The organism is Streptomyces sp. NPDC057900 (assembly GCF_042887885.1).
Lineage (GTDB): Bacteria > Actinomycetota > Actinomycetes > Streptomycetales > Streptomycetaceae > Streptomyces.
Window position 1 is genome coordinate 67,625 of sequence record NZ_JBHVOI010000015.1, and the last position, 12,858, is coordinate 80,482.

A 12,858-nucleotide genomic window follows, 5' to 3' on the forward strand; every position below is an offset into this window, starting at 1 on the left:
CCAATGCACGTCAGAAGGGGGTCTCGGTGGCCGCGCAGGATGCCGCTGTCGATTCGTTGCGGGACCGGGAAATCGGTGTCGAGCAGGAACATCTCGACCGTGTGTACCACCGCCTTGAGGAGAAGATCCACGAGGCGGAATTTCTCATGAGTGATGCCGTCAAACGCGGCCAGGTCGGGACACCGGGGGCACTCGCGGAACGCGACGCCCAGGTGTTCCGGGCCGGGATCCACCTCAACCGGCTGAACAGCGAGTTCGAGGACTTCCTCTTCGGGAGGATCGACCTGCTGCTCGGCAAGGACGGCGAGCGCGGCCCCGACGGCGCGTTCACCTCCGTGGAGCCGGCCGACGACGCAGTACGGGAGGACAGCACCGCAGACATCGCGGAGACGCTGCACATCGGCCGGATCGGGGTCCTGGACTCCGACTACGCGCCCCTGGTCATCGACTGGCGGGCGCCCGCCGCCGCGCCCTTCTACCGGTCCACGCCGAAGGAACCGGGCCGGGTGGTCCGCCGCCGCGTCATCCGCTCCAAGGGCCGCCGGGTCCTCGGCGTCGAGGACGACCTGATGCGCCCCGAGCTGACCGGCTACCTCGCGGGCGAGAAGCTCCCCGTCGTCGGGGACGGGGCGCTGATGGCGGCGCTCGGACAGGCCCGCAGCCACACCATGCGGGACATCGTCTCCTCCATCCAGGCCGAGCAGGACATGGTGATCAGGGCGCCCGCCGCCTCGGTCACCGAGGTCTCCGGCGGCCCCGGCACCGGCAAGACCGCGGTCGCCCTGCACCGGGCCGCCTACCTCCTCTACCAGGACCGGCGGCGGTACGCGGGCGGCATCCTCGTCGTCTCGCCTACGCCGCTGCTGGTCGCGTACACCGAGGGGGTGCTGCCCTCGCTCGGTGAGGAGGGCCAGGTCGCGATCCGCGCGGTCGGCTCGCTGTCGGACGAGGCGGCGGGCATCGAAGGCGCCACCACCTACGACGAACCGGCCGTCGCCCGGATCAAGGGCTCCTCCCGGATCCTGCACGTGCTGCGCAAGGCGGCCCGCGGGGCGCTGGAACAGCCGGTGGTCCGGCCCGCTGCCGGGGACGACGGCCAGCTGGCATTCGGTGAGGAGGAGGCCCCTCAGGAGACCGCCACGCCCACGAGGCTCCGGGTGGTGGCCTTCGGCGCCCGGGTCGAGCTCAACGAGGACGAGCTCCGGCGCATCAGGAACAACGTCCTCAGCGGCACCGCACCGGTCAACCTGCTGCGCCCGCGCGCCCGCAAACTGCTGCTGGACGCGCTGTGGAGCAGGTCGTCCGGCCGGGGCCGCTACACCGATCCGGAGCTGGCCGTCGAACTGCGCTCCTCGTTCGACGAGGACGTCTCCACGGAGGCGCCGTTCATCGCGTTCCTGAACGCCTGGTGGCCCGAGCTCACCCCGCGCGGGGTGCTCGCCGCGATGTCCGACGAGAAGCGGCTCTCCCGCTGGGCCAGGCGGACCCTCAACCAGGGCGAGGTGCGGCGGCTCGCGCGGTCCCTGAAGCGTCTCGACAGTGCGGGCCGGGGGCCGCTGTCCGTCCACGACGTGGCGATGCTGGACGAGTTGCAGCATCTGATCGGCACCCCGAACCGGCCCAAGCGCAAACGGGAGTTCGACCCGCTGGACCAGCTCACCGGTCTGGAGGAGCTGATGCCGCAGCGGGAGGAGACCCAGTGGGAGCGGGCCGAGCGGCTCGCGGCGGAGCGCACCGAGTACGCGCACGTCATCGTCGACGAGGCGCAGGACCTCACGCCCATGCAGTGGCGGATGGTCGGCCGCCGGGGCCGGCACGCCACCTGGACGATCGTCGGGGACCCGGCGCAGTCCTCCTGGTCCGACCCGGACGAGGCGGCCGCGGCGCGCGACGAGGCGCTCGGCAGCCGCCCGCGCCGGAATTTCACGCTGACCGTCAACTACCGCAACCCGGCGGAGATCGCCGAGCTCGCGGCCAAGGTCCTCGCGCTCGCGATGCCCGGCATGGAGTCACCGGCCGCCGTCCGCTCCACGGGCGTGCGGCCGCGCTTCGAGACCGTACGGGACGGCGATCTGGCCGGGACCGTGCGCGAGGAGGCGCGGCGGCTGCTGGGCGAGGTGGACGGCACCGTCGGCGTCGTCGTCGCGATGAACCGGCGGGCGCAGGCCCGCGCCTGGCTCGCGGAGCTGGGCGAGCGGGTGGTGGCGCTCGGCAGCCTGGAGGCGAAGGGTCTTGAGTACGACGCCACGGTGGTCGTCTCGCCCGCGGAGATCGCGGACGAGTCCCCGGCGGGGCTGCGGGTGCTGTACGTCGCGTTGACGCGGGCGACGCAGCAGCTCACGGTCGTCTCGGGGGAGCGGGACCTGCCCGACGAGGACGGGGTGCCGGACCTGCTGAGGGACTGACGCCCGGCCGCCGCTCCAGCCGGCGCGGGACCTCTTCGGAGTCAACCCGCGCCGTGGGGAATCACTTCTCCGGGGTGTTTGTTAGCCTGGAGTCGGCATCGGCTCGATCCAAGCCCCCGGGCCCAACCTTAGTCGCTTCGAGCGACCACTTGCCGCGAGGCGAGCATGGCGGGCCGGTGCCGCTTAACCGAAGAAGACAGACCCGCGTCACCTCCCGGTGACGCGGGTCTGTTTCTGTTTACGGGCCCACCGGGATCGCGTCGGCATCCCGGAGGTGCGTCTTCAGGGGTTCCGCTGGAGCCCTCATATCTCGTATGGTGGAAACAACTTTCCGAAGTGCGGCAGTCATTACCGGCTACCCACCGGTAGGTGCGAATATCTGAAGGCGTGTGCGGGTCTGATCCTGATTTCGGACCCGGCCGCGTAGCAATGAAGCTAAGGAAAGCGAAGGACTCGGCCATGGCAACGGCGCCCAGCGTCTCGTACTCGATGACGGTCAGGCTGGAGGTGCCCGCGAGCGGCACAGCGGTCTCCCAGCTCACCACGGCCGTGGAGTCCTCCGGTGGTTCGGTCACCGGCCTCGACGTGACCGCTTCCGGCCACGACAAGCTCCGGATCGACGTCACGATCGCGGCCTCCTCCACCTCGCACGCCGACGAGATCGTCGAAGGCCTGCGCGGCATCGACGGCGTCATCCTCGGCAAGGTGTCCGACCGTACGTTCCTGATGCACCTCGGCGGCAAGATCGAGATGCAGTCGAAGCACCCCATCCGCAACCGTGACGACCTCTCGATGATCTACACCCCCGGTGTGGCGCGGGTCTGCATGGCGATCGCGGAGAACCCCGAGGACGCCCGCCGGCTCACCATCAAGCGCAACTCCGTCGCAGTCGTGACGGACGGCTCCGCGGTGCTCGGCCTCGGCAACATCGGCCCGAAGGCCGCGCTCCCGGTGATGGAGGGCAAGGCGGCCCTCTTCAAGCGGTTCGCCGGCATCGACGCCTGGCCGATCTGCCTGGACACCCAGGACACCGACGCCATCGTCGAGATCGTCAAGGCGATCGCCCCCGGCTTCGCGGGCATCAACCTGGAGGACATCTCCGCGCCGCGCTGCTTCGAGATCGAGGCCCGGCTGCGCGAGGCCCTGGACATCCCCGTCTTCCACGACGACCAGCACGGCACCGCCATCGTCGTCCTGGCCTCGCTGACCAACGCGCTGCGCGTGGTGGGCAAGGCCATCGGGGACGTACGGGTCGTCATGTCCGGCGCCGGTGCGGCCGGTACGGCCATCCTGAAGCTCCTCCTCGCCGCGGGCGTCAAGCACGCGGTCGTCGCCGACATCCACGGTGTGGTGCACGCCGGCCGCGAGGACCTGGTCTCCGCCGACGCCGACTCGCCGCTGCGCTGGATCGCGGACAACACCAACCCGGAGTCCGTCACCGGCACCCTCAAGCAGGCCGTCGTGGGCGCCGACGTCTTCATCGGCGTCTCGGCCCCGAACGTGCTGGACGGGACCGACGTCGCGGCCATGGCGGACGGCGCGATCGTGTTCGCGCTCGCGAACCCGGACCCCGAGGTCGACCCCGCGGTCGCCCGCGAGACGGCCGCCGTCGTGGCCACCGGCCGCTCCGACTTCCCCAACCAGATCAACAACGTCCTGGTCTTCCCCGGCGTCTTCCGCGGCCTCCTGGACGCCCAGTCCCGGACCGTCAACACCGAGATGATGCTCGCCGCCGCACGCGCCCTCGCCGGTGTCGTCGCGGAGGACGAGGTGAACGCGAACTACATCATCCCCTCGGTCTTCAACGACAAGGTCGCCGGAGCGGTCGCCGGAGCCGTCCGGGACGCCGCCAAGGCGGCCGGCGTGACTGTGACGGGCCCCACGTCCGTCTGATGTCCGGCGCGTCGCGGGTCGCGGCGCCCCAAACGCCCCTTTAGGGTGGGCGGGCGACGCGTCCCGCAGAGCCCCGCAACAGCTGCGGACCGCTTTCGGGGAGTCGACGGAACGTCACCACGACGAGGCAGTGGCGCTTTTCGTGTGACTCCGGAGGGTGCCGGATTGGCTTTCCCGCCGCAGGTGGGGGCAGGATGCTTTCCCAAGGACTTCGTCCGGGGGGAGACCCCCACGGGGCGCGAGGGTTCCTTACACGGACCCGAGTCCGGGGACTGTCCGAGGGCCCTGGCAGCATCGGCTTCGATCTCACGCCTCACAGGCAAGAAGAACACGGGAGTAACAACATGAACCGCAGTGAGCTGGTGGCCGCCCTGGCCGACCGCGCCGAGGTGACTCGCAAGGACGCCGACGCCGTGCTGGCCGCGCTCGCCGAGACCGTCGGTGAGATCGTCGCCAAGGGCGACGAGAAGGTCACCATCCCCGGCTTCCTGACCTTCGAGCGCACCCACCGTGCCGCTCGCACCGCTCGTAACCCGCAGACCGGCGACCCGATCAACATCCCGGCCGGCTACAGCGTGAAGGTCTCCGCGGGCTCGAAGCTCAAGGAAGCCGCCAAGGGCAAGTAACACCTTCTGGCACGACGAAGGGCGGTCACCCCGACCAGGGTGGCCGCCCTTCGGCGTGCGGGCCGCAGAGAGCCGTTTGCGGGCCTCTGTGCGGGTACGGAGCCGCTCCCCGGGGGCTCACCGCCCCCGGGGACCCGGCTCAGACGAGTGAACCGCCCGGCAGTTCCACCTTCGCGCCGAGCTTCTCCAGCTTGTCCATGAAGTTCTCGTAGCCCCGGTTGATCAGGTCGATCCCGTGCACCCGGGACGTCCCCTGCGCCGCCAGAGCGGCGATCAGGTACGAGAAGCCGCCGCGCAGGTCGGGGATGACCAGATCCGCGCCCTGCAGCTTCGTCGGCCCGGAGACGACCGCGGAGTGCAGGAAGTTGCGCTGGCCGAAGCGGCAGTCGGAGCCGCCCAGGCACTCGCGGTAGAGCTGGATGTGCGCGCCCATCTGGTTCAGCGCGGAGGTGAAGCCGAGCCGCGACTCGTACACCGTCTCGTGCACGATCGACAGACCCGCGGCCTGCGTCAGCGCCACGACCAGCGGCTGCTGCCAGTCGGTCTGGAAGCCGGGGTGCACGTCCGTCTCCAGCGCGATGGCGTTCAGCGCGCCGCCCGGATGCCAGAACCGGATGCCCTCGTCGTCGATCTCGAAGGCGCCGCCGACCCGGCGGAAGGTGTTCAGGAACGTCATCATCGAGCGCTGCTGCGCCCCGTGGACGTAGATGTTGCCCTCGGTCGCCAGCGCCGCGGACGCCCAGGAGGCCGCCTCCAGGCGGTCCGGGATGGCCCGGTGGGTGTAGCCGTCCAGCCGGTCGACACCGGTGATCCGGATGGTCCGGTCGGTGTCCAGGGAGATGATCGCGCCCATCTTCTGCAGTACGCAGATGAGGTCCTCGATCTCCGGCTCCACGGCCGCGTTCGACAGCTCGGTGACGCCCTCGGCCAGCACGGCGGTCAGCAGTACCTGCTCGGTGGAGCCCACCGACGGGTACGGCAGCCGGATCTTGGTGCCGCGCAGCCGCTGCGGGGCCTCCAGGTACTGGCCGTCCGCCCGCTTCTCGATCGTCGCGCCGAACTGGCGCAGCACGTCGAAGTGGAAGTCGATCGGCCGGCCGCCGATGTCGCAGCCGCCGAGCCCCGGGATGAACGCGTGGCCCAGCCGATGCAGCAGCGGGCCGCAGAAGAGGATCGGGATGCGCGAAGAACCCGCGTGGGCGTCGATGTCGGCGACGTTCGCGCTCTCGACGTGGGTGGGGTCCAGGATCAGCTCGCCCGGTTCGTCACCCGGACGGACCGTCACGCCGTGCAGCTGCAGGAGCCCGCGGACCACCCGCACATCGCGGATGTCGGGGACGTTGCGCAGTCGGCTGGGCCCGCTGCCGAGCAGCGCGGCGACCATTGCCTTCGGCACCAGGTTCTTGGCGCCTCGGACGCGGATCTCGCCCTCCAGCGGGGTTCCGCCGTGGACAAGCAGGACATCGTCTGTGCCGGTCATGAATCTCGCGTTCCGGAGTGGTCGGGCAGGGGGCCAATCGAAAGGGTAATGGCCGCGCACCCCTCCTCCGTAAGAAAGCGGGGGGTACGCGAACGTCATGAATCCGCCACAACACGCTCCGCTTCCTGGATCTTGCGGAGGGTTACCGTCCGGATGGGTGCCCGGTCGTGCGCTCCCCGTGCACCCGTGCGCCCTGAGCTGCGCTCGGGTCCCCGGGGCGGCGGCCGGGCCACTTGGCCCCCACGAACGACGAAGATGCGGGATCATTTCTGGCATGACCGAGGTGTCCTCGCTCACAGGGCGGCTGCTCGTGGCCGCACCCGCCCTGGCGGACCCGAATTTCGACCGCGCGGTGGTGCTGCTCCTCGACCACGACGAGGAGGGCTCGCTCGGTGTTGTCCTGAACCGCCCGACCCCGGTCGGCGTCGCCGACATCCTCCTGTCCTGGGCCGGACTGGCCGGTGAGCCCGGTGTCGTCTTCCAGGGCGGCCCGGTCTCCCTCGACTCGGCGCTGGGGGTGGCGGTGATCCCCGGGGAGGAGGGTCCCCTCGGCTGGCGCCGGGTGCACGGGGCGATCGGCCTGGTGGACCTGGAGGCGCCGCCCGAGCTGCTGGCCCCGGCCCTCGGCTCGCTGCGGATCTTCGCCGGATACGCGGGCTGGGGGCCCGGACAGCTGGAGGCGGAACTCTCCGAGGGCGCCTGGTACGTCGTCGAGTCGGAGCCGGGGGATGTCTCGTCCCCGCGCCCGGAGGGCCTGTGGAGGGCCGTCCTGCGCCGTCAGCGCAGCGAACTGGCCATGGTCGCCACGTACCCGGACGACCCTTCGCTGAACTGATCCGCCGGGCTTTCAGTACGCTTGGCGGTTATGAGCACTCTTGAGCCCGATCGCGGGGCAGGTACGGGAACCCTCGTGGAGCCGACGCCACAGGTGTCGAACGGCGACGGCGACCACGAGCGCTACGCCCATTACGTCCAGAAGGACAAGATCATGGCGAGTGCCCTGGAGGGCACCCCCGTGGTGGCGCTGTGCGGCAAGGTCTGGGTACCGGGGCGCGACCCCAAGAAGTACCCGGTGTGCCCCATGTGCAAGGAGATCTACGAGTCCATGGGCGCCGGCGGCGACAAGGACAAGGGCAAGGGCGGCAAGGACAAGAAGTAGCGGGCCGGCACTTTCTGGCCGCAGCAGCAGAACGGACCTGCCCGGGAGAACCCCCGGGGCGCGCAGCCGCGTGCCCCGGGGGTTCTCCGTCGTCCGGGGGCGGCCCCGTCGTGCGGGCCGCCGCCCCTCGCGGGTCACAGAGTGGTTGAGACCACTTGTCGGAGACTTCGTCTAGACCTACCCTCCTGCCAGTTGTGCAGAACGAAACGCGCGTTGCGCATGTTGCAACGCTTACCGGTAGGGGTCCCGGATGAAGCTTTCTGCCCGAATTGCCGCCCCGGCTGCGGCGCTTGTGCTGGCGGGTCTCACCGCCACCGCCTGCGCGCCGCAGACCTCCGACACCGGCGCCAAGGGGGACGAGAAGACCGGCACACTGCGCGTCTGGCTCTTCCAGGAGGTGGGCAACAAGCCCAAGGAGAAGGTCGTCGACGCCGCGGTCGCGGACTTCCGGAAGGCCCACGAGGACGCGAAGGTCGAGATCGAGTACATACCGGTCGACACCCGCGCCCAGCGCGTCAAGGCCGCGTTCAACGACCCCAAGAGCGCCCCGGACCTGATCGAGTACGGCAACACCGACACCGCCGGCTACGTGAAGGACGGCGGACTGGCCGACGTCAGCGCCGAGTTCGGCGCGTGGGCGGACGCCAAGGACACCGACCCGACGGCCAAGCAGTCCGTGACGGTCGACGGCAAGATCTACGGGGCGCCGCTCTTCGTCGGCGTCCGGGCGCTCTACTACCGCACCGACGTCTTCAAGGACCTGGGCATCGAGGCGCCCAAGTCCCAGGCGGAGCTGATCTCCACCGCCAAGAAGATCCACAAGAAGAAGCCGGACCTCTACGGGCTCGCGGTGGGCGGCGCGTACACCTATGGCGCCATGCCGTTCATCTGGGCCAACGGCGGCGAACTTGCCACGGGCGGCGGGACTTCGTACAAGGCGGCCATCAACAGCGAGAAGGCCCGCAAGGGCATCGCCGCCTACACCTCGCTCTTCGGCGGCGCCAACTGCCCGGCCGCCAAGTGCGCGGGCATGGGCGGCAACGCGACCGTCACCGCCTTCGCCTCCGGCAAGGCCGCCATGGCCATCGGCGGCGACTTCAGCCACGCGGCCGTCGAGGCGGGCACGGTGAAGGGCAAGTACGCGGTCGTGCCGCTGCCCGGTGTGGCCGAGGGCTCGGTCGCCCCGGCGTTCGCGGGCGGCAACAACATCGGCGTACTGAAGAGCAGCAAGCACCGCACCCTCGCCGTCGACCTGATGAAGTCGCTGACCGGCAAGGCGACCCAGGCGAAGATGTTCGACGCGATGGGCTTCCTGCCGACGTACACGGACGTGCTCGACGCGGCCGCGAAGAAGGAACCGTTCGTCGAACCGTTCGTCAGGACCCTGGGCGCGGGCGCCAAGTTCGTCCCCGCCTCCGCCGCCTGGGGCCAGATCGACTCCTCGCTGATCCTGCCGACGATGTTCCAGGAGATCGTCAGCGGCCGTAAGGACGTGGCCGGCGCCTCGGACGAGGCGGCGAAGAAGATGGACGCCGCGTTCGCCGCCGCGGGCTGACGATGACGGCGAACAGCACGGCGTACAAGGCGCCGGGCGCACCCGGCACGGGCGGGGCCACCCCCCGTCCGCGCCGGCGCCGCCCCTCGGCCTCCCCGGCCGGGCGGTCCGGCTGGACCCCCTGGCTCTACCTCCTGCCCGCGCTCGTCCTGCTGGGCGGGCTGCTGGTCTACCCGATCTACCAACTCGGCCTGATCTCCTTCCTGGAGTACACCCAGGCCCAGGTCAGCGGCGGCGAACCGGCCACCTTCCAGGGGTTCGGCAACTACGCGACGCTCTTCCAGGACAGCCAGTTCTGGCAGGTGCTGGCGGCCACCGTGGTCTTCGCGGCCCTCTGCGTGCTCGCCACCCTGCTGGTCGGCTGCGCCCTGGCCGTCCTGCTGACCCGGGTACGGGCCCTGCCCCGGCTCGCGCTGATGATGGCCGCGCTCGGCGCCTGGGCGACCCCGGCGATCACCGGCTCGACCGTCTGGGTCTTCCTCTTCGACGCCGACTTCGGACCGGTCAACCGGGTGCTGGGGCTCGGTGACTTCTCCTGGACGTACGGGCGCTACAGCGCCTTCGCGCTGGTGCTCCTCGAAGTCCTGTGGTGCTCGTTCCCGTTCGTGATGGTCACCGTGTACGCGGGCATCCGGGCGATCCCCACCGAGGTGCTGGAGGCGGCGGCGCTGGACGGCGCCTCGCAGTGGCGGATCTGGCGCTCCGTCATGGCGCCGATGCTGCGGCCGATCCTGATCGTCGTCACCATCCAGTCGATCATCTGGGACTTCAAGGTCTTCACGCAGATCTACGTGATGACCAACGGCGGCGGCATCGCCGGACAGAACCTGGTGCTCAACGTGTACGCCTACCAGAAGGCGTTCGCGTCCTCGCAGTACAGCCTCGGCTCGGCCATCGGCGTCGTGATGCTGGTCATCCTGCTGGCGGTCACGCTGGTCTATCTGCGCCTGGTGAGGCGCCAGGGGGAGGAACTGTGAGCCTGCCGTCCCTGTCGCGCGTCCGCCGGCCCGGCCGGCTCGCCGCCGAGGCCGCCGCGCTGCTGATCGCCGCCGCCGTGGCCTTCCCGCTGTACTGGATGGTGCTCTCGGCCTTCAAACCGGCCGGAGAGGTCCAGTCCGCGCACCCGAGGCCGTGGACGCTGTCGCCGTCCCTGGACTCCTTCCGCCGGGTCTTCCAGCAGCAGGACTTCGGGCGCTACTTCCTCAACAGCCTGATCGTCGCCGGTACGGTCGTCATCGTCTCCGCGCTGATCGCCTTCCTGGCGGCGACGGCGGTCACCCGGTTCCGGTTCCGCTTCCGCACCACCCTGCTGATCATGTTCCTGGTCGCGCAGATGGTGCCGGTCGAGGCGCTGACGATCCCGCTGTTCTTCCTGATGCGCGACTTCGGCCAGCTGAACACGCTCGGTTCGCTGATCCTGCCGCACCTGGCGTTCTCGCTGCCGTTCGCGATCTGGATGCTGCGCGGCTTCGTCAAGGCCGTCCCGGACGCCCTGGAGGAGGCGGCGTACATCGACGGCGCGAGCCGGGCCCGCTTCCTGTGGCAGATCCTCTTCCCGCTGGTCTTCCCGGGACTGGTGGCGACGAGCGTCTTCTCGTTCATCTCGACCTGGAACGACTTCCTCTTCGCGAAGTCGTTCATCATCAGCGACACCTCCCAGTCGACGCTCCCGATGGCGCTGCTGGTCTTCTTCAAACCCGATGAGAACGACTGGGGAGGGATCATGGCAGCCTCGACGGTGATGACCATCCCCGTGCTGGTCTTCTTCGTACTCGTACAGCGACGCCTGGTCTCGGGACTGGGCGGAGCGGTTAAGGACTGACCTGATGGACATGGATCTGATCCCGGCCCCCGCGCGCGCCGACGACCGGGGGCGGTGCGGATTCGTCCTGGACGCGGCCACCACCATCACGGCGGCCCCCGGTACCGAGACCACGGAACGCTGGCTGCGCGCCACGCTCGGCGCGGCCTTCGGCCTGTCGCTCGCCCCGGCGGCGGAGGGCGCGGAGGGGGCCGTCCGGCTGCTGACCGACCCCGCGCTGGAGCCCGAGGCCTACCGGCTGACCACGCTGCCCGGCAACAGCGTCTCGATCACCGGGGGCAGCCCCGCCGGGGTCTTCTGGGGCGCGCAGACGCTGCGTCAGCTGCTGGGCCCCGAGGCGTTCCGCCGGGCGCCCGTGGACGGCGCCGCCCGGCCCGGCTTCGGGTTCACCGACATCGAGGACGGCCCGCGCTTCGGCTGGCGCGGCATGATGCTCGACGTGTCACGGCACTTCATGCCCAAGACCGACGTCCTGCGCTATCTCGACCTCCTCGCCGCCCACAAGCTGAACGTCTTCCACTTCCACCTCAGTGACGACCAGGGCTGGCGCGTCGAGATCAAGCGCCACCCGAGGCTGACCGAGGTCGCCGCGTGGCGCTCGCGCACCAAGCACGGGCACCGGGCCTCCGAACTCTGGGACGAGACCCCGCACGGCGGTTTCTACACCCAGGACGACATCCGCGAGATCGTGGCGTACGCGGCCGCCCGGCACATCCGGGTCGTCCCCGAGATCGACATCCCGGGCCACTCGCAGGCGACCATCACCGCCTACCCGGAGCTGGGCAACACCGACGTCGTCGACACCACCGCCCTGACCGTCTGGGACGACTGGGGCGTCAGCCCGAACGTCCTCGCCCCCACCGAGCGGACCCTGCGCTTCTTCGAGGGCGTCTTCGAGGAACTCCTCGAACTCTTCCCCGCCGACACCTCGCCGTTCATCCACGTCGGCGGCGACGAGTGCCCCAAGGACCAGTGGAAGGCGTCGCCCGCCGCCCAGGCCCGCATCAAGGAACTGGGCCTGGCCGACGAGGACGAGCTCCAGTCCTGGTTCATCCGGCACTTCGACAGCTGGCTCACCGCACGCGGCCGCCGGCTGATCGGCTGGGACGAGATCCTGGAGGGCGGGCTCGCCGAGGGCGCGGCCGTCTCCTCGTGGCGCGGCTACGCGGGCGGCATCGCCGCGGCGGAGGCCGGACACGACGTGGTGATGTGCCCGGAGCAGCAGGTCTACCTGGACCACCGTCAGGACGGCGGCCCCGACGAGCCGATGCCGATCGGCTACGTCCGCACCCTGGAGGACGTCTACCGCTTCGAACCCGTCCCGCCGGGCCTCTCCGAGGAGGCGGCCCGGCACGTCCTGGGCACCCAGGCCAACGTCTGGACCGAGGTCATGCAGAACCGGGCCCGCGTCGACTACCAGATCTTCCCGCGCCTGGCCGCCTTCGCGGAGGTCGCCTGGTCGGCCCTGCCCGCCCCCGGGGACCGGGACTTCGCCGGCTTCGAGCGGCGGATGGCCGCGCACTACGCGCGACTCGACGCGCTGGGCGTCGACTACCGGCCCGCGGGCGGCCCGTTGCCGTGGCAGCGGCGGCCCGGCATCCTCGGCCGCCCGCTTGAGGGAGCGCCCCCGAACGTGTGAGGCCTCCCCCTTCCCGGTGCTCCCGGACCCTCCCGTCCAACTCGTCCGTTCCACCCTTCCGTGGAACGGAATAAGTCGTACATGCTCGCTGAATAGTGGCAATTCGCACTCTGCTCCGAAGAGGTGCGAATCGGGATCATCCCCCTGGCCAGGGACGGATACTCCCTTCGCGGACCCTCGCGTCGGGCCGGTCCGAAGATGTGCCAGAGTTGCCACGTCCAGGCTTTGAGCACGTACCGTACGGCGAAACAGACGGGACAGCCGGGACACCGGGAAGGG

At 70.3% G+C, this 12,858-nt stretch carries 10 protein-coding genes; 9 read left to right on the forward strand and 1 reads right to left on the reverse strand.

All coding sequences use genetic code 11. The features are described from left to right. Positions 1 to 26: 26 nt before the first annotated feature. The 3 genes from ACFVQ0_RS33405 (at position 27) to ACFVQ0_RS33415 (ending at position 4,924) form a co-directional block, all read left to right on the forward strand. A complete protein-coding gene (locus ACFVQ0_RS33405; protein ID WP_390092924.1) occupies positions 27 to 2,405 on the forward strand; it encodes a HelD family protein in 2,379 nt (792 codons plus the stop codon). Positions 2,406 to 2,864: 459 nt separating this feature from the next. Beyond that, on the forward strand, positions 2,865 to 4,298 hold the full coding sequence (locus ACFVQ0_RS33410; RefSeq protein ID WP_390092925.1) for an NAD-dependent malic enzyme: 1,434 nt from the start codon (positions 2,865 to 2,867) through the stop codon (positions 4,296 to 4,298). Between the two features lie 344 nt (positions 4,299 to 4,642). Next, on the forward strand, positions 4,643 to 4,924 hold the full coding sequence (locus tag ACFVQ0_RS33415) for an HU family DNA-binding protein (protein ID WP_003968811.1): 282 nt from the start codon (positions 4,643 to 4,645) through the stop codon (positions 4,922 to 4,924). Between the two features lie 139 nt (positions 4,925 to 5,063). Here ACFVQ0_RS33415 and murA read toward each other — a convergent pair whose 3' ends face one another. Then, positions 5,064 to 6,404, reverse strand: a complete 1,341-nt coding sequence (gene murA / locus ACFVQ0_RS33420) for a UDP-N-acetylglucosamine 1-carboxyvinyltransferase (protein ID WP_327337128.1) — start codon at positions 6,402 to 6,404, stop codon at positions 5,064 to 5,066. Between the two features lie 274 nt (positions 6,405 to 6,678). On the opposite strand from murA, the gene ACFVQ0_RS33425 reads away from it, so the two are divergent. The 6 genes from ACFVQ0_RS33425 (at position 6,679) to ACFVQ0_RS33450 (ending at position 12,579) form a co-directional block, all read left to right on the forward strand. Further along, on the forward strand, positions 6,679 to 7,239 hold the full coding sequence (locus tag ACFVQ0_RS33425; RefSeq protein ID WP_073738176.1) for a YqgE/AlgH family protein: 561 nt from the start codon (positions 6,679 to 6,681) through the stop codon (positions 7,237 to 7,239). Positions 7,240 to 7,269: 30 nt separating this feature from the next. Next, positions 7,270 to 7,563: a DUF3039 domain-containing protein gene (locus ACFVQ0_RS33430; RefSeq protein WP_073723799.1), complete on the forward strand. Its 294-nt coding sequence runs from the start codon at positions 7,270 to 7,272 to the stop codon at positions 7,561 to 7,563. A 250-nt stretch (positions 7,564 to 7,813) separates the two neighbouring features. Beyond that, the gene (locus ACFVQ0_RS33435; protein ID WP_390092926.1) at positions 7,814 to 9,118 is read left to right on the forward strand and encodes an extracellular solute-binding protein; all 1,305 of its coding nucleotides are present in this window, start codon (positions 7,814 to 7,816) and stop codon (positions 9,116 to 9,118) included. 2 nt (positions 9,119 to 9,120) lie between these two features. After that, the gene (locus tag ACFVQ0_RS33440) at positions 9,121 to 10,095 is read left to right on the forward strand and encodes a carbohydrate ABC transporter permease (RefSeq protein ID WP_390092927.1); all 975 of its coding nucleotides are present in this window, start codon (positions 9,121 to 9,123) and stop codon (positions 10,093 to 10,095) included. After that, complete coding sequence (locus ACFVQ0_RS33445) at positions 10,092 to 10,940, forward strand: carbohydrate ABC transporter permease (protein ID WP_311305420.1); 849 nt, start codon at positions 10,092 to 10,094, stop codon at positions 10,938 to 10,940. The genes ACFVQ0_RS33440 and ACFVQ0_RS33445 overlap by 4 nt, the downstream gene beginning before the upstream one ends. Before the next feature lie 4 nt (positions 10,941 to 10,944). Beyond that, complete coding sequence (locus tag ACFVQ0_RS33450; protein WP_390092928.1) at positions 10,945 to 12,579, forward strand: beta-N-acetylhexosaminidase; 1,635 nt, start codon at positions 10,945 to 10,947, stop codon at positions 12,577 to 12,579. Positions 12,580 to 12,858 lie beyond the last annotated feature (279 nt).

Bases quoted from the DNA above. Each gene is read 5' to 3' on its own strand.
- ACFVQ0_RS33440 (WP_390092927.1), top strand. From the start codon at position 9,121: ATGACGGCGAACAGCACGGCGTACAAGGCGCCGGGCGCACCCGGCACG.
- ACFVQ0_RS33435 (WP_390092926.1), top strand. From the start codon at position 7,814: ATGAAGCTTTCTGCCCGAATTGCCGCCCCGGCTGCGGCGCTTGTGCTG.
- ACFVQ0_RS33415 (WP_003968811.1), top strand. From the start codon at position 4,643: ATGAACCGCAGTGAGCTGGTGGCCGCCCTGGCCGACCGCGCCGAGGTG.
- ACFVQ0_RS33425 (WP_073738176.1), top strand. From the start codon at position 6,679: ATGACCGAGGTGTCCTCGCTCACAGGGCGGCTGCTCGTGGCCGCACCC.
- ACFVQ0_RS33430 (WP_073723799.1), top strand. From the start codon at position 7,270: ATGAGCACTCTTGAGCCCGATCGCGGGGCAGGTACGGGAACCCTCGTG.
- ACFVQ0_RS33410 (WP_390092925.1), top strand. From the start codon at position 2,865: ATGGCAACGGCGCCCAGCGTCTCGTACTCGATGACGGTCAGGCTGGAG.
- ACFVQ0_RS33450 (WP_390092928.1), top strand. From the start codon at position 10,945: ATGGACATGGATCTGATCCCGGCCCCCGCGCGCGCCGACGACCGGGGG.
- murA (WP_327337128.1), bottom strand. From the start codon at position 6,404: ATGACCGGCACAGACGATGTCCTGCTTGTCCACGGCGGAACCCCGCTG.